16 protein-coding genes and 1 pseudogene are annotated in these 16,787 nt (G+C 62.1%); 6 read left to right on the top strand and 11 right to left on the bottom strand.

Going from position 1 to position 16,787, the window contains the following annotated elements; translation table 11 throughout:
- Positions 1–72: 72 nt before the first annotated feature.
- Positions 73–1,631, bottom strand: a pseudogene (locus AC1RT6_RS19435) (MDR family MFS transporter).
- A 154-nt stretch (positions 1,632–1,785) separates the two neighbouring features.
- Complete coding sequence (locus AC1RT6_RS19430) at positions 1,786–2,301, bottom strand: YcgN family cysteine cluster protein (protein WP_079446208.1); 516 nt, start codon at positions 2,299–2,301, stop codon at positions 1,786–1,788.
- A gap of 329 nt (positions 2,302–2,630) precedes the next feature.
- Between AC1RT6_RS19430 and AC1RT6_RS19425 the strand changes: the two genes are divergently transcribed.
- The 3 genes from AC1RT6_RS19425 to AC1RT6_RS19415 all read left to right on the top strand — a co-directional run bounded on the left by AC1RT6_RS19425 (position 2,631) and on the right by AC1RT6_RS19415 (position 6,220).
- Positions 2,631–4,913, top strand: a complete 2,283-nt coding sequence (locus AC1RT6_RS19425; protein ID WP_079446292.1) for a transglycosylase domain-containing protein — start codon at positions 2,631–2,633, stop codon at positions 4,911–4,913.
- Between the two features lie 156 nt (positions 4,914–5,069).
- Positions 5,070–5,645, top strand: coding sequence for a DUF1214 domain-containing protein (locus tag AC1RT6_RS19420; RefSeq protein ID WP_079446207.1), 576 nt, complete (start codon positions 5,070–5,072; stop codon positions 5,643–5,645).
- Entirely contained in the window at positions 5,642–6,220 is a 579-nt protein-coding gene (locus AC1RT6_RS19415) for a DUF1254 domain-containing protein (protein WP_079446206.1), read from the top strand. The genes AC1RT6_RS19420 and AC1RT6_RS19415 overlap by 4 nt, the downstream gene beginning before the upstream one ends.
- 79 nt (positions 6,221–6,299) lie before the next feature.
- On the opposite strand, the gene AC1RT6_RS19410 is transcribed toward AC1RT6_RS19415, so the two are convergent.
- Positions 6,300–7,055 carry a hypothetical protein gene (locus AC1RT6_RS19410; RefSeq protein WP_079446291.1) on the bottom strand — a complete coding sequence of 252 codons (756 nt, stop codon included), beginning with the start codon at positions 7,053–7,055 and terminating at the stop codon, positions 6,300–6,302.
- A 39-nt stretch (positions 7,056–7,094) separates the two neighbouring features.
- Entirely contained in the window at positions 7,095–7,298 is a 204-nt protein-coding gene (locus AC1RT6_RS19405) for a hypothetical protein (protein ID WP_079446205.1), read from the bottom strand.
- 138 nt (positions 7,299–7,436) lie between these two features.
- On the opposite strand from AC1RT6_RS19405, the gene AC1RT6_RS19400 reads away from it, so the two are divergent.
- Positions 7,437–8,402, top strand: coding sequence for a DUF2336 domain-containing protein (locus tag AC1RT6_RS19400; RefSeq protein ID WP_079446204.1), 966 nt, complete (start codon positions 7,437–7,439; stop codon positions 8,400–8,402).
- Between the two features lie 64 nt (positions 8,403–8,466).
- On the opposite strand, the gene cckA is transcribed toward AC1RT6_RS19400, so the two are convergent.
- The 7 genes from cckA to flgB all read right to left on the bottom strand — a co-directional run bounded on the left by cckA (position 8,467) and on the right by flgB (position 14,514).
- A complete protein-coding gene (gene cckA, locus AC1RT6_RS19395; protein WP_079446203.1) occupies positions 8,467–11,019 on the bottom strand; it encodes a cell cycle histidine kinase CckA in 2,553 nt (850 codons plus the stop codon).
- Between the two features lie 149 nt (positions 11,020–11,168).
- A complete protein-coding gene (gene flhB / locus AC1RT6_RS19390; protein ID WP_079446202.1) occupies positions 11,169–12,248 on the bottom strand; it encodes a flagellar biosynthesis protein FlhB in 1,080 nt (359 codons plus the stop codon).
- Between the two features lie 10 nt (positions 12,249–12,258).
- Positions 12,259–13,029, bottom strand: a complete 771-nt coding sequence (fliR, locus tag AC1RT6_RS19385; protein WP_079446201.1) for a flagellar biosynthetic protein FliR — start codon at positions 13,027–13,029, stop codon at positions 12,259–12,261.
- A 14-nt stretch (positions 13,030–13,043) separates the two neighbouring features.
- Positions 13,044–13,307 (bottom strand): flagellar biosynthesis protein FliQ, encoded by a 264-nt coding sequence (gene fliQ, locus AC1RT6_RS19380; protein ID WP_079446200.1) that lies wholly within the window; start codon positions 13,305–13,307, stop codon positions 13,044–13,046.
- A gap of 63 nt (positions 13,308–13,370) precedes the next feature.
- Positions 13,371–13,682 carry a flagellar hook-basal body complex protein FliE gene (gene fliE, locus AC1RT6_RS19375; protein ID WP_079446199.1) on the bottom strand — a complete coding sequence of 104 codons (312 nt, stop codon included), beginning with the start codon at positions 13,680–13,682 and terminating at the stop codon, positions 13,371–13,373.
- Between the two features lie 14 nt (positions 13,683–13,696).
- On the bottom strand, positions 13,697–14,122 hold the full coding sequence (flgC, locus tag AC1RT6_RS19370; protein WP_079446198.1) for a flagellar basal body rod protein FlgC: 426 nt from the start codon (positions 14,120–14,122) through the stop codon (positions 13,697–13,699).
- A 29-nt stretch (positions 14,123–14,151) separates the two neighbouring features.
- Positions 14,152–14,514, bottom strand: coding sequence for a flagellar basal body rod protein FlgB (flgB, locus tag AC1RT6_RS19365; RefSeq protein WP_374708881.1), 363 nt, complete (start codon positions 14,512–14,514; stop codon positions 14,152–14,154).
- A gap of 419 nt (positions 14,515–14,933) precedes the next feature.
- On the opposite strand from flgB, the gene AC1RT6_RS19360 reads away from it, so the two are divergent.
- Positions 14,934–15,818: a flagellar biosynthetic protein FliO gene (locus tag AC1RT6_RS19360; RefSeq protein ID WP_079446196.1), complete on the top strand. Its 885-nt coding sequence runs from the start codon at positions 14,934–14,936 to the stop codon at positions 15,816–15,818.
- Positions 15,815–16,570: a flagellar type III secretion system pore protein FliP gene (gene fliP / locus AC1RT6_RS19355; protein WP_079446195.1), complete on the top strand. Its 756-nt coding sequence runs from the start codon at positions 15,815–15,817 to the stop codon at positions 16,568–16,570. The genes AC1RT6_RS19360 and fliP overlap by 4 nt, the downstream gene beginning before the upstream one ends.
- Positions 16,571–16,787: the final 217 nt, after the last annotated feature.

Here is a 16,787-nt window from a genome sequence, read left to right as displayed (position 1 = left end):
TGAAAGATTTCTCGGAGCCTAACCGACACTCTGAAAGAATGCTTAAGAGCGATAGCAAAAGTTGCGTGCGGATCAAGCCGGGGGGCCGGTGAGCGGCCGTTCCTCCATTCGCACCAGCAGCAGCGCGGCGCCCGCCAGCATCGCGGCTGTGGCGGCGAATACATAGCGAAATGCGGTCGTGAGGTCGGAGGCGGAGATTACACCGACCCGACCGCCGCCCTCATTGCCGATCGAGGCATCGGTTCCCAGCGCCATCAGCAGGATGGCGGCAAATGCAGCGACGGCGAACGAGGAAACCAACGCGCGAAAAAAATTCATCGCGCCGGTGACGGTTCCGACCTGCTGACGCGCCACCGCGTTCTGCAGCGACACCACGCTGACGGGAAATATCGTGCCGAGGCCGAAGGCGAACAAGGATAGCAACGCAAGCAGCGGCCATAGAGGCGGCGTCACCACAGCCAGAATGGCGGCCACGACGGCGGCAAATGTGGTCCCCAGTACCGCGACCCGCTTGTAGTGGAGGGTACGCGTCATGGAGCGGCCCGCAAGCGCCGCCCCGCCGGTCGAAATCGCCGCGATCGGAATCAATGCCAGTCCGGATTCGCTCGCGCTGAGATGGTGGACGACCTGATAGTACAGCGGCAAATGCACGGTGATCCCGATAATCGCGCCGAGCGCCAAAGCACCCGCGGCTATCGCATACGGAACCACCGGGCCGCCCATCAGCGACAGCGGCAGGAATGGTTCGGACGTCTTGCGCGCGTGCCGGACAAAGACCGTGGCAAGCACAAGCGAGGCGCCAAGCATGGCGGCGATTTGCGGCGACGCCCAGGCGAAGCGGTTACCGCCCCATGTCAGCACCAGCAGGAAAACAACGGCGGATGCCATCAGCAACAGGCCGCCGGTCCAATCCACTCTGCGGCGGCGGTGGAACACCGGAATCTTACCCATTTTCGGCAACAGCAACGCCAGCGAGACAAAGCCGAGCGGCACGTTGATCCAGAAAATCATCGACCAGTGCAAGTGCTCGGCGAAAACGCCCCCAGCACCGGCCCCGCGATGCCTGCCGCAGTCCATACGCCACTGAAATAAGCCTGATACTGACCACGCTCCCGGGGCGTCACCACATCGGAGATCACGGTCTGCACCACAGGCAGGATACCACCGCCGCCAATGCCCTGCACGCCGCGCGCCACGATCAGCGCCGCCATGTTTGGCGCCAGCGCGCACAGGACCGAACCCGCAACGAACAGACCGAGCGCGGTGACGATCATGGCACGGCGACCGTAGATATCGCTCAAGGTACCGAACAACGGCGCGACCGCTGTGGACGCCAGCAGGTACGCCGTAATGACCCACGACAGGGTGGTGACCTCGTGGAACTGGCGGCCGATGGTCGGCAGCGCGGTTGCGACAATGGTCTGATCGAGGGCGGCGAGGAACATGGTCAGCATCAGGCTGACCAGAATGGTGCGCACCTCGCTCCGGCTCAGCGGCGCGGGCGTCACGACCGGCGGCGCACTGGCGTCACCGTCAGCCTTGCCGGAACGCGCCGCAGCTTCTGGCGCGGCGTCGCCGGACAGAATCGGGGGATCCGACGGACCCCGACCCAGACGCTCGAATGTATTCATGCGGACAGACAAAATATGAACTGGCTAACAAGAGGCGGAGGCCGGTGCGGTTCGCTGCTTTGTAAACATTAACGCTTGAGGCCCGCGTTCGGACAGCGACCGACGGAATAAAAAGCCTCCAATGCAAAATCGCAAATTTGTGATGGGAGACCGGTCAACCCTTCGGCGATTTCCGAAGCCGGGCGCGCTTCGGCAACCGAACTGGCCACTGCACGATATGATCCTCCAGTTCAGAATCGGGAATCTCATCCTCGGTGCCGCGGACCCGGCCACGCACCGAAACACCGGCCTCGTGGACGGTATTGGGATTGCCGGAAATCAGCGGATGCCACCAGTAGAGATCGCGCCCCTCCGCGACCAGGCGATAACCGCAGCTCGGCGGCAACCAGTTCAAGGTCCGGACATTGTCCGGCGTGAGGCGGACGCAGTCCGGAACTTGTTCGGAACGCTTCGGATAATCCTTGCAGGCGCAGAGCCCGGCATCCAGAAGCCGGCAGGAAACATGCGTGAAATAAATGTCGCCGGTATCCTCGTCCTCCAGCTTCTCCAGGCAGCAGCGTGCGCAACCATCGCACAGGCTTTCCCATTCGGCGCTGGACATTTCATCCAAGGATTTGGTCTTCCAGAAGAACCCGTTTTGTTCCGATGATCGCGCGGGTCGTTGGGTCATGGAGTGAGCCAAGGGGTGTGCCAGAGGTTGCGCCGAAGAAAACCGATTTTCCGTCTATGGGCTTCGCCGGCACCTCGCGCAAGCGCCCTAGGGATCTGGGATGCCAATAGCGGCTATGCCAGGCTGAAATCGCAACCGGCCATTGGTTTATCTTCCGCGCTCGGATAGAAGAAAATCGGCTTTCCCGAGGATGCCAAGATGATGGTCCAGCGCGGGTTTTGAGATGCCTTCTCGAGTGCCTTGGGTTTGCCGTAACGTTCTTGCATGAGGGTGGCGAGATGGCGCCTTAGAGAAGGCGCTGCGATGCCGCAGATCGGTCACAGGCCTTGGTGCGCAACAACCTGCCCTCCGATTGGAAGAAGCGAATCCGGCACATCCTGCTGGATCTCGATTCGCGCATCGATTCGACCCTGTTCTCCTCGGCGGCCGGCGCGCGGGAACTTTATGAGCGCTTCTCCACGTTCATGGACCGCTTCTATGTCGGCCACTGGAAGCGCTGGGTCATCGTCGAGCCGCTGTCTGAAGCTGCGACCTTGGGTCTCGGCGGTCTCATCCTCCTGCTGGCGCTGGCACAGCCGGCGTTCCGCGAAACCGCCGACGAGGACTGGCTGAAGAAATCCGATCTCGCGGTGGCGTTCCTCGATCGCTACGGCAATCCGATCGGCAGCCGCGGCATCAAACACAACGATTCGATTCCGTTGGAGGAATTTCCCGACAACCTGGTCAAGGCGACGCTCGCGACCGAAGATCGCCGCTTCTACGATCACTTCGGTATTGACGTCGGCGGCACCTTCCGCGCGCTGGTAACCAATGCGCAAGCCGGCGGCGTGCGGCAAGGCGGCTCATCGATCTCCCAGCAGCTTGCGAAGAATCTGTTTCTCTCCAACGAGCGCACCATCGAGCGCAAGGTCAATGAGGCCTTCCTTGCCGTCTGGCTGGAAACCCGACTGAGCAAGAACGAGATCCTTAAACTGTATCTCGACCGCGCCTACATGGGCGGCGGAACCTTCGGCGTCGACGGCGCGGCGCATTTCTACTTCAACAAGTCGGTGCGTGACGTCAACCTCGCCGAATCCGCGATGCTCGCCGGCCTGTTCAAGGCGCCGACAAAATACGCGCCGCACATCAATCTGCCCGCCGCCCGCGCCCGCGCCAACCAGGTGCTCGACAACATGGTCGATGCAGGCTTCATGACCGAGGGCCAGGTGTTCGGTGCGCGGCGCAATCCCGCCACCGCGGTCGACCGCCGCGACGAGAACTCGCCGAACTATTATCTCGACTGGGCATTCGAAGAAATGCGCAAGCTGGTCGACACGTTTCCGCGCTCCTACACCGAGCGCGTGTTTGTCGTCCGCACCGCAATCGACATGAATGTGCAACAAGCGGCGGAAGAAGCGATTGAGAGCCAGTTGCGCCAGTTCGGACGCGACTATCACGCGACGCAAGCGGCAACGGTCGTCGCAGATCTCGACGGTGGCGTGCGCGCAATGGTCGGTGGACGCGATTATGGCGCAAGTCAGTTCAATCGCTCAACGGATGCCCTGCGCCAGCCCGGATCATCGTTCAAGCCGTATGTCTACACCACAGCGTTGCTCAACGGCTTCAGTCCGACATCCAAGATCGTCGACGGCCCCGTCTGCCTCGGCAACTGGTGCCCGCAGAATTACGGCCATTCCTACTCCGGGACGGTGACGCTAACCCAGGCACTGACGCGGTCGATCAATGTCGTGCCGGTAAAACTCTCGATCGCGCTCGGCAAGGGGGCAAAAAATCCCGCTAAAGCCGGCCGCGCCAAGATCGTCGAGGTCGCCCGCAAGTTCGGCATTGTCACACCGCTGCCCGACACGCCCTCGCTGCCGATCGGGGCCGACGAGGTCAACGTGCTCGAACACGCCGTCGCCTATGCGACATTCCCGAACAAGGGCAAGGCGGTGGCGCCGCACGCGGTTCTGGAGGTTCGGACCGGCGCCGGCGATCTGGTGTGGCGCTACGACCGCGACGGCCCCGCACCGCGCCAGATCATTCCGCCTTCAGTCGCCGCGGATATGGCCGGTATGATGAGTCATGTGGTCAGCGAAGGCACCGCACGACGCGCCATTCTCGACGGCATTCCGGCCGCGGGCAAGACCGGCACCACAAACGCTTATCGCGACGCATGGTTCGTCGGCTACACCGGCAACTTTGTATGTGGTGTCTGGTACGGCAATGACGACTATTCGCCAACCAATCGCCTGACCGGCGGCGCGTTGCCCGCCCAAACCTGGCACGACATCATGACGGCCGCGCATCGCGGTATCGAAGTCAAAGACCTCGCCGGCGTTGCAGCGCCAGCGAAGCCGACCGCCGACGCGGCAGCCAAAACCGCCGCCAGCGACGACAATGCAAAACCGGCCCCCCCGCCGATCCTGACCAAACGCGGAGCCGACATCCTAGTCCGCGTGGAAAAGATGCTGGATCAAGCAGCCAAGACAATCGGAAAAACCTCGGCCGGAAAACCGGTCGATCCGGCTCGCTCCGGCGCCCTTAGTCCCACCTCCTCTGGCGGCGGCGCAGAAAACTTGGCGGCCGCGACGTCCAGCGACCGAGCAGACCCGGCGCCAAGCAAGAATTAGAGTGGGATGCGGAAGTGTGTACGGTTTGCGACCGCTATAAACAATGGAATCGATCACAGTTATGATTTGGATCTTTCTGATCCAAACGTGGCGTGTTTCCGACATTCGCATTACAGATGCGCGACTCGAATGGCTTCAACACCGGAGCGCCGACACGTGCGGCTGATTGTCATTTTGCTGGGCCTCGGTCTCGCCACCGCGATAGGCCTCGGAACTACCTGGATCACCGCAACGCGCGGCACTAATCTCGGCACGCTGACCATCGGCGCATGGACGGCAAAACCAAGGATTGGATCCGCCGAGATCGACCCTTACTCCCGCGCCGCAATTGCGCGAAGTGGAGAGCTGCCGATCGGAGCGGGAGACGGCATAGCATTTCTTGCCACGACCGACGACGCCAAGCGACCGCTCGATGGCCGATGCGACGTCATCATCAGCGGCGTCACACCGGCAGCGCGGTTCTGGACGCTGACGCTCCACGACCGCAAGGGCCATCTGGTGGCGAACTCGCTGCAACGCTATGGCTTCACCAGCCAGGAAATTGTGCGGAATTCCGACGGCTCATTCGTGGTGCATGTGGCATCTCGCGCGCGTGCCGGCAACTGGCTGCCGACCGGCGGCATCGAGAGCTATGTGCTGATGCTTCGACTCTATGACACGCCCGTCGGAGTGGGTACGCGAACCCGACGCGACGCCCCAATGCCTTCCATCGCGACAGAGAGGTGTTCATGATCCGCCTGCTGTTTGCGATCGTCGGCGGCATTCTGCTCGGCGGGATCGTGCATCTCGTCAGCGTATTGGCGCTGCCGCGGATCGCCTCGCAGGACGCCTATTCGCGACTAACGGAAATGACGACGCTGAACGCCGTGACGCCGTTGCCGCCGGCGGATCCCGCCAACTCGCTGATGCCTTTCATGGACCCCGCCTTTGCCGTCGCGGTCTGCCGCTACGACCTGTCAGACGGATCGATCAAGCTCACGGTGCCCGTGAGCGAGGCCTACACGTCGGTGTCATTTTACACCCAAAGCAACGTCGCCTATTACGCCATCAACGACCGTTCAGCTGGACGCAAGGTGATCGAACTCAATCTGATGACCGAAGCACAGCACGCAGAGCTGCCCGAAGAAGAGGACGTGACGGCCGCGGACCGTCTCATCATCGACTCCCCCTCGACGACGGGGCTGATCGTTCTGAAGGCGCTGGCGCCTGAGTCCGGCATGACGCAGCAGGCGAAATCATCTCTCGCCGCCGCAAAATGCCGGCTGCAAACTGAGCCGCCCGTGGTGAAACCGGAAGCGAAACGATAGGACGTTTGCGAGGAAATCCGGGTTAACGAGGCTTGGTCGGTTTTGCTCTCGTCAAGCGTTCGTTACAATCAAGAATACGCTACCCGCGCGTACGCAGGGCGCGGCCGATCACGGGGGTCGCGGTCACAGGGGGATTGGCGGTCAACGCCGCAAGTTGCCCGATCAGGCGGTCTGCGTCGGCCGCCATACCGTCCGGCGCCTGAACCACCAGATGCTCGAGCGCCCAGCGATAGGACGCGATCCGCTGCTCGAGGCATTGCTGCACCCACTGCACGATCAGAGTGTTTTCCTCCATGCGGGCGACGGCGTCAGCGTGCTCACGCGGCGATAGGTCGGACACCAATCTCAGGCTGGCGTTGCGCTTGCCGTCGAGAACGAAGACCTGCCGGGCGGTGTTGAAGAACGGATCAAAACGGGTGATGTCGTCGCGGACGTCATCGATTAATTGCGTATAGCGCGAAGTGTGAGAACGATGCGGCTCGTCGATGAGCAGGCGGCCGTAAGCGGAGCGATCATATGCAGGCTTTTGCCGCCATGGCGTAGCGAGCGGGTCGTAGTCGCCGAACACACTCTTCCAGGCCGGCCGCGAATGCGGCGGCTCGACCAGCGGATAGGCGAGATCGCGCAACATCCTCTCGCTCTCGGTTAGTTGAAACCGCGACGGCTGACGACCGATGCTGCCGGTCGCTTCCGCGCCCATCCAGCGGTGCATGTCGTCGTTGCGTGCATCCTGACGAACGCGGCCGAAGTCACCACCACTGCATGCTGCGAGCGCAGTTCCTAATAGAATCACGGAAACAAGCGAAGTGAGAGGTGAACGTTTCAGCCCTGGCATCGCAAGCGACGTCTCCTGCATCGGGCGTGTCCGGAAAAATCAGGAGCGGGCGCGGCGGCGGCGCCGCCGCCCGGCAGCCGTGCCTTGCTCGGGACCGCTTCCACCGCTGGTTTCGTCGGTCTCGCGGTCGATGCGTATGACCGGCAGAATCACCACCGTTCCCCTCATCTGATCCGAAGAGCGATTTACCGTTGATCCCAGCCGCGAAGCCGCATCTGCCGGAAACGCAATAACGGTGCCCATGCTCAGTCTCTCCTCGCCCCAGCGCTCGTCGCGATTTGGGCAGCGACGCGTCGGGATTTAGAACCCCGCATGGTTAACGGCCTGTTAAAGCGGCCGCGCTAGGTTGAGAACAAACTGGTTCCGTAAGCGTAAGCCGCCATGACCGCACCTCCGATGTTTCCCGGCTTCGACGGGTTGTTGATGCTGTCCCGCCGGGACGGCGTTGACATCCGTCCGACTCTGCTACGGGTCCTGACCGACCTTTACGTGCAGACCAGCACACACTCTGTCGAAGAGGAACGACACTTCGTCGAACTCACCTCACGCCTGATCGATCATGTCGACGACGCCACCCGCGCCGTAGTGCGCGCCCGCCTGTCGATCTACCCGCGGACGCCGGCGGCGATCATGAGCAAGCTGCGGCTCGACGCGTCCACCACCCCACCGCAGGCTGGTAGCCCCGCGCCGCCATCGCCGCCCGCGACGGCGGCCTCAGCGACGAAACAGCACACGGTCGCAACGCTATCGATGGCACCAGGTGACGCCGCCGAAATAAGTGAGATGTTCTTTGGCGCAAGCTCTAAAGATCGCGCTTTGATCCTGCACAATCTGTCCACGGCCCCGCTGCGGCCGTCGCCGCATATTCATCCGTCCCGTGCCCTGCGGGCGATCGAGATTTTGCACATGGCCGCATTCGCGTCCGACGTTGATAGCTTCGCGACCGAACTCAGCGCAACCTTGATGCTTCCCGCCGCGATCTCCGAACAGGTGGTGAAGGATGCGGGCGGCGAGCCACTCGTTTGCGCCGCCAAGGCCATCGGCATTCCCTCTGAAATCTTCCAGCAGATTTTGCTGTTTCTCGATCCGGCCATCGGCACGTCCGTCACTGAGGTCTATCGGCTCTCGCGCCTCTACGACGCGCTCAGTGAACGCTCTGCGCGAATCATGCTGGCCGCCTGGCGCGGCGCCACGATGACGGAAGCTCGGGCGAAGTATCGCTCCACCCTTTACGATGACGGGCGCAATCGCACGCGGACAGCGCCGGCGCACGGGCGTCACGGCGCTGTCCAACCCGGCACGGCGCCTGCCGCGCGCGGAACCGGACGCAATCCAATAAAAGGGTAGATGAGCGGATTGCCAAACCGGTTCTTGAAGGCCGAGCGGTCAAGGGTAGGCCGAAACATCGAGGCTAGGATGCCGTCATCGTCTCCTTGACCTTGGCGATCAGCGCACTGAGCGCGAAAGGCTTCGCAAGGAAAGCGAACTGCTCGTTCTCCGGCAGACTCTTATCGAATGCTTCTTCGGCGTAACCCGACACGAAAATGATTCTGAGATTGGGATTGCGCACCCGCATTTTCCGCAACAGAGTTGGCCCGTCCATTTCCGGCATAACAACGTCGGAAACCACCAGATCGACGGCACCATTCTCGTCGAGCGCTTCCAGCGCTTCGATGCCGTTGGATGCCTCGATCACGCTGTAGCCGCGCGAACGCAGGCCGCGAGCATTAAGCGAACGCAGCCCCTCTTCGTCCTCCACTAACAAAATAGTGCCTTGGCCGGTCAGATCGGTGTTGACCGATTTGGCCGCGGGAGAAGGCTCCTTCGCCGCGCCGATCACGCCGGACGACGCCGGCGGCGCCTCGGCTTCGGGATGGTGGCGCGGCAGGAAAATACGAAACGTCGTGCCCTCGCCCGCTTTGGAGTCAACGTAGATGAAACCGCCGGTCTGCTTGACGATGCCGTAGACCGTGGACAGACCGAGCCCGGTGCCCTTGCCCACCTCTTTTGTGGAAAAAAACGGCTCGAAAATCTTATCGACGATCTCGGGCGGAATGCCGGTGCCGGTGTCGCCGATCTCGACCAGCACATAGTCCGCGGCCGGCATTCCCTTGTGGCCGAACGCCGCGACCTCCGCGGCCGCGACGTTCGCGGTGCGGATCGCGAGCTTGCCGCCATTTGGCATGGCGTCGCGCGCATTGACCACGAGATTGACGATAACCTGTTCGAACTGCGAGACGTCGGCCTTGACCGGCCACAGGTCTCGCCCGTGCACGACGCCTGGGAAAGTAACCTTCTCGCCGATCAAACGTTTAAGCAACATGCCGATGTCGCTCAGGGTGTCGCCGAGATCGAGCACTTTCGGCTGCAGGGTCTGTCGCCGTGAGAACGCCAGCAATTGCCGCACCAGGGCTGCGGCGCGGTTGGCGTTCTGCTTGATTTGCATGATATCCTGGAAAGACGGATCGGTCGGCTTGTGCGCGTTCAGCAGGAAGTCATTTGCCATCATGATGGCGGACAGCACGTTGTTGAAATCGTGCGCGATGCCTCCGGCAAGCTGGCCAACCGACTCCATCTTCTGGGATTGATTGATCTGGCTCTCGAGCGTGCGCCGCTCGGTCGTCTCAAGCATGTAGACGATGGCTGCTTCCGCGTCGCGATCGTCCTCCACCGCGGTGACGAAAAACTGTCCCCATCGCTCGCGCGCGCCCTCCAGCATCACCTCGACGGGAGGGATATCACCCTGCCCGTCCGCCGCAGCGTGGATGGCCGCGCTCAATTGACCACGATCGCGCTCCTTGACCGCCGCAAGAATCGACTTGGCCACGGCGCCGTCCGGACTGAGGCTTTGCGCGAGTTTCGCAAACCGCGCGTTGGCGCGACCAACCGCGCCGGATTTATCGACCGTCGCGATAGCCATCGGCGTGTTGTCGAAGAAGCGCATGAAGCGTACTTCCGCCGCACGCTGCGGATCGACGCGCTCGTCGCGGGCGCGGCTGATCACCAGCGTTCGCGAGGGACCGGGCACACCGTCGGCGCCGAAAGCCAACTTGTGATACAGCCGCGCCGGCATAGTCTTGCCATTGCGCATCCGCAGATCGATATCGAAGACCTCGGTGCGGACTTCGCCGGGCGCAGCAATGATCGATGTCAGCAAAGACGCGCCGTCCCCCGAAACGATGTCGGCGAGCTTCAGGCCACCCGAGCCGACCTCCGCCAGATCGTGATCCAGCCAGTTGGCAAGCGTCGCATTGACATAGACAAGATCGCCTGACTGGTTGACCGAGAAGAACCCGCACGGCGCATGATCGAGATATTCGATCGCATGGCGCAGTTCCTGGAATACATCTTCCTGCCGCTCGCGATCACGGGTGATGTCGGCGATCGACCACACGGCATATCGAGAATACCGCTTTGCCTGTGCGAGCCGGCGGACCCTCAGCCGCAGCCAGCGACCGTTCGTGCCGTCGGCGGCGGCAACGCGCACCTCTTCCTGCTGACGTTTACCCTCGCGCGCCGCCTTCAAAAGGCGGAACACCGCCTCGGAAACGTCGGGATTGCCGATGAATACGCGCTCCACCGGCCGCACGTCCTGCATCGACGTAGCTCCGGTCAGGGCGAGATAAGCGGAGTTGGCATAAATGACGTGCCCGCCGGAATCGGTGACGGCGATACCGTCGAAGGCGTGATCCGCTATCGGACGCATCAGCGGATCATCAATGGTGCGGTCGGCAAAGCGGACGATCCCGGCCGCGAACGCGAAAAGCGTGAACAGCCCGACCATCGCCAGCGAGGCCAATAGCGCCAGAATATAAGGCTGGGCGTTAGTACTCCCCAGCGTCATAAACGCCACGGCGGCCGCGACGATCGAACCCGCGACCAGCAGAACCAGGAGGATGCTGCCGCTCCGCCGCGCCGGCTCCTGCCCCACCTGCGGTGAATCGATGTCGGGATCTGGCGTCATGGAATCCGGCGGGGCCTATCGCGGCGGGCGCGGAATGCGCATGCGCCGGGTCCTGAGTGCCTGAATCGGACCCGGCAGCGCAAGCGCCTCATGGGCTCATTCCCGCCATTTCCCCCACCCCGATGCTCCTCCGATCCCGGCCACCGGCCTCAGATCCGGTGCCCCGAAAACCCGCGCTTCAGGCCCATGACGTAACCAATGATTTCGGCGACGGCGTGATAGTGCTCGGCCGGAATCTCGTCGTCGATTTCGACAACGGCATACAGCGCGCGGGCCAAAGGCACGTTCTCGACGACTGGAATGTCATGCTCGCGGGCGATTTCCCTGATCTTGAGCGCGATGTTATCCACGCCTTTGGCTACGCAGACCGGCGCCGACATGCCGCGCTCGTAGGACAAAGCGACCGAATAGTGCGTCGGATTGGTGATGATCACCGAAGCCTTGGGAACGGCGGCCATCATGCGCTTCTTCATGCGGACATGGCGCAACTGTCTGATGCGAGCCTTGATATGCGGATCGCCCTCTGACTGTTTGAACTCCTCTTTCATCTCCCGCAGCGACATTTTCTGTCGCTCGAACCATTGCCGGTACTGGAACAGGTAGTCTGCGATCGCGACCAGCGCGAGCATCACAACCACGGCGCCGAGCAATTGCAGCGTCAGGCTTTTCGTAATTCCGAGAAGGGCGTCCGGATCGAGCCGCACCATCGCGTCGAGCCGCGAGCGCTCCGGCCAAAGCACCGCCGTCATGACCGCGCCCAGCGCGATCAGCTTGAAAAGTCCCTTGGCGAAGTTCGCAGCAGCCTGCTTGCCGAAAATCCGCTTGGCGCCGGACACCACTGAAATCTTGCTGAGCTTCGGCTTGAGCGATTCCCCCGACCAGACGAAGCGGTGCTGAATGACATTGCCGGCAACGGCAGCCATCATCAGCAAAAGCAACGGAATGCCCAGCACGGCAGCAAGGCGATACCCGATTTGCTCGGTCAGTGCCAAAAGACCGGGGCCGTCGGTCCGAATTTGCCAGGAATTGGCGATCAGATTGCGCAACGGCGTCTGGAACCCGTCGCCGATCGAACCAGCAAACGTCGAAAGTACCAGTGTCGCACCCGCAATCACGAACCAGGTGTTGATCTCCTGGCTCTTGGCGACGTCGCCGCGCTCGAGCGCATCGTCGAGGCGCTTTTGCGTCGGGTCTTCTGTTTTCTCGGTATCGTCGCTCTCGTCGGCCATCGCGGAGACCTCAGTTCAGCGACGTCAGATCTTGCATCACGCCGACCAGATAATCCATGTAGGTTCCCATCATGGACGCCAGCACGGCGGCGAAGATCATGAAGCCGATAAGAATCGAGAGCGGCACGCCAACGAAATAAACCTGCATCTGCGGCATCAGCCGCGCGAGCACGCCAAGCCCGATATTGAAGACCAGTCCGAACACCAGAAACGGAGCCGACAGTTGCAGGCCGATCTTGAAAGCGCCGGCAAAAGCACGCGTCGCCAGCGCCGCCACGTCGCCGCTCGGCATCAGTTCGCCTGGCGAGAATATCTTATAACTGTCGTTGAGCGCGGCAATGACCAGATAGTGGGTGTCGGTTGCGAACAGCAGCGCGATCCCGAGAAGGGTCAGGAAGTTTCCCATCAACGCGCCTTGCTGGCCCTGCGTCGGGTCCACCGATGTGACGAATCCAAGCCCGAGCTGCTGTGCGATGATCGAGCCTGCCACGTGCAAGGCCGCGAGCGTGACACGTGCCGTAGCGCCCAGCACGACGCCGATAATGATCTCGTGCACCAACAAAACCGCCAGTGGCGCGACCGACTGCATGTCAACGTGATAGGCGGCACGATGCAGCGGCAGGATGATGAGGGTCAAAAGCAGAGCGATGGCGAGCTTCACACGCACCGGAATGAAGCCCTCGCCGAACCCAGGCAACAGCATCACCATCGCGCCAATGCGGGCGAATACCAGCATGAAGGTGGCGGCGAGAGCGGGTAGAAGCGAGATATCGATGTGCATCTCGCGACTGTGCGTCAGCCGCCGATGATTCGCGATGAAATCCGTATCATTTCGGCGTGCAGCGCATCGGCCATGAACGGTAGCGCCAGCACCAGCGTCACGAAGATCGCCAGAATCTTCGGCACAAACACCAGCGTCTGCTCCTGAATCTGCGTCAATGCCTGCACCAGCGAAATCGCGACGCCGACGATGAGTCCGACCGCCAGCAGCGGTCCGGAGACCAGAACGATGGTCCAGATCGCGTCACGCGCGACATCCAGTGTTTCAGCGCCGGTCATGACAAACCTCTTTTCGGCCAGATAAGGAATGACGCAGCATCAGCGAGCTGATGTGCGCTCCAATCAGATCGGCATCCTCATGATGTCTTCATAGGATTGAATGACGCGGTCGCGCACCGACACCAGCGTCGACACCGCGACGTCGGTATCCGCGACCGCGGTCACCACATCCATCAGGTTGGCCTTGCCTGATGCCATCGCCACCGTCTGCGCATCGGACGCCCGCCCCGCTTCCCTCACGCCGCCGAGCACATCTTTCAGCACCGCACTGAACGCGGGACCATCACCGCCCGGCGCTTTGCCACCGGCGGCGCCGGAATCCATCATCCTCGCGAGGCTCGCATAGGCATTTGCTGCAACTGTGGGCGACGCCATGGTCAGATCTCCGATCAGGACTTGAGGATATCGAGTGTGCGCTGGATCATCCGGCGCGTTGCGCTGATGATGTTGAGGTTCGCCTCGTAGGACCGCTGCGCGTTGCGCATGTCGGTCATCTCCACCAGCGAATTGACGTTGGGATATTTGACGTTGCCGCTGGCGTCTGCGGCCGGATTGCCCGGCTCGTGCTTGACGCGGAACGTTGACATGTCAGGCCTCACCCGGCCGAGCGTCACCACTTTCGCATCGAGCGCACGATCGAGGGCCGAAGAAAAGGTCGGCACCTTGCGGCGATAAGGATCGCCGCCTGGCCCTTGCGCGGTTGAGTCGGCGTTGGCGATGTTTTCCGAAATCACCCGCATTCTCCCGGCCTGCGCTCGCAGACCAGAGGTCGCGATGCTCATCGATCGCATGAAGTCGGCGCCGTTGTCTGCCATGATGCGGTCTCCTTCCGTTTAGCCCTGCGTCACGCCTTGCCGACAGCCATCTTCAGCAGCCGCAGGCTACGGCTGTAGAGCGAGGTCGCGGCGGCATAGTCGATCTGGTTGGCCGACACCTGGAGCATTTGATCCTCAAGGCTGACGGCGTTGCCAGCCGGACGGGTCTGAAAGCCGCCATTGCCGTTTTGTCCGAAGTGCGAGAACGCTTCGAAACCGGCGATGCTCTGACCTGAGGTGGGGCGGATCATCGCCAGAGTCGCGCCGCCCGAGGCATTGCCGCCTTGCGCGTCGAACCTCGGTTCCACCAGATCGTGCGGCCTGAAGTTCGGCGTATCGGAGTTAGCGACGTTTTCGGCCAGAACACGCTGGCGTTCGTGATGCCACTGCATCCGGGTGCGCAGCGCCGCCAGCGAGGTAATATCGTTGAGGGGCACGGGTCTTTGCTCCGGCCTCGGGACGGGGCGCCGCCGAGGTAGGCAGAATTTGCCCCCCTCATGGTTAACAGCGGGTTAAGAACAGCAAAGCGGCGGATCTTGCCTAAACCCGCTTTCCGCTCAGGCGCACGTTAAAATCTCGGATTGCCCAGATACTTGCCACGAGTGCGTTAACCACCTTTGTTAACCGGAGCGTACGACGCGCAGAAGTTGTTTTGGTCTCGTCGATTCATAGGTTATTAAGGCTGTCGGCGGCAGTTTTTGCCGGGCGGGATCAATAGACTGGGCCAAGGCTCGATCGTCACGGGAGGAATGCCGGAAGGCATTCGACGATCCGAAGCTGAATTAAAGGCGCTTTCTGTCAGGAACACAGCATGCAGGCAGTCACATTCGTCATCGCATTCATTGTGGTCCTGGCGCTGATCGCCGGGGCCGCCTGGCTCGTGCGGCGATTCGCGGGAGATCGTCTCGGCGTCAATGCCAATCGCGGACGCATGCCCCGTTTGGCGGTGATCGATGCCGCCGCAGTCGACGGACGTCGGCGGCTGGTCCTGGTGCGCCGGGACAATGTCGAGCACCTGCTGATGATCGGAGGACCGACCGACATTGTCGTGGAGCACAACATCGTTCGCGCCGCCAGCCCCGGACGCGATCAGGCTCCGCAACGCCCGCTATCGAACGTTGAAATGCCGAGGCTGCCACCGCTGGCCGAGACCGGCTGGATGGAGTCCGACGGCACTCGCTCCGATCCGTCCGGCCATCCCGAGCCTCCAATCCCGGAATCGCCTCCCCCGGCCCGCCCTCCCTTCGCCGATGCCCCACGCCGGCCGGTTGCCGCTGAGCGCCGCAGCGATCCGTTGGCCGGTTTCACGCCCGAGCCCATGAGCCGAACCGACATTCGCGGCGCCCGTCCGGCGCGACAGGAACCGGTGATGCCGCCGCGTCCAGCACCGCCTCCTGCGCCGACGCCCTCACCGCCTCCCTCTGCCTCCAACGCGGATCAAAATCTCGCGGAGATGGCGCAACGTCTCGAGGCCGCACTCCGGCGCCCGACGGGCGACAGCAAGCCTTCGGCCGTGGCGCCCGCGACCTCCGAACCACCGCCTCGTCCGCGCAGTACGGAAATTACACCCGGTCCCGCATCCCGTAGCGAATCGTCAGGGGCACCGCCGGTCGCCCCGCCCGGTCCGAAATCCGGGTTCGAGCACCTTGAGAACGAGATGGCGTCTCTGCTCGGGCGCTCGAAGTCCCCTTCGTGAGTGCGGCGACCCACCCGCGTAGAGTTTCATTCCTTCTCATTCTGATAGCCGCCGGATCGCTCACCGATCCGGCGTTCGCGCAGGATATCAGCATCAATCTTGGCGGCGCCGGCAACGGCGGCGTGAGCGAGCGTGCGATCCAACTGATCGCGCTGCTCACCGTGTTGTCGATTGCACCGTCGATTTTGATCATGATGACGTCGTTCACGCGCATCGTGGTGGTGCTTTCACTGCTGCGTACCGCGCTAGGCACCGCGACCGCACCTCCCAACTCCGTCATTATCGCACTTGCGATGTTCCTCACTGCCTTCGTAATGGGACCAACGCTGCAGAAATCCTACGACGATGGCATCAAGCCGCTGGTTGCGAACGAAATCACGGTTGAGGACGCTTTGCAGCGCGCGTCCGTTCCACTGCGCGGCTTCATGCAGAAGAACGTGCGGGAAAAGGATCTCAAGCTGTTCATGGATCTGTCTGGCGAGCCGCCGCCGGGTACGCCCGCTGAACTCTCGCTGCGCATCTTGATGCCGGCCTTCATGATCTCCGAACTGAAGCGCGCCTTCGAGATCGGATTTCTGCTTTTCCTGCCGTTCCTGATCATCGATCTCGTGGTAGCATCGGTCTTGATGTCGATGGGCATGATGATGCTGCCGCCCGTCGTTGTGTCGCTGCCGTTCAAGCTGATCTTCTTCGTGCTGGTCGACGGCTGGGCGCTGGTGGCCGGCAGTCTCGTGCAGAGCTACGGGACTTAAAGCGGTACGCGCTCTGGTGTTTGATGCCAGACTTGATCGCCTACTCTTTCCTCAATCGAGGAATGCTAGGGACGAAATTTCACACGGCCGAAAAAAATAGATGCCGGCCCACAGGCATTTGCTGTTGGGCCGGCGTGGTTTTTAGAAGAAGAAGCTGGTCTGGAGATAGCCGTAGAAGGTGTCGGCTGTGGCAGGCGCGTTGGGGGCGGTCTGCAGG

This window comes from Nitrobacter sp. MLSD-S21, assembly GCF_058809865.1.
Note: the sequence above shows the minus strand (reverse complement) of the source record. Positions and strands in the feature narration are given on the sequence as shown.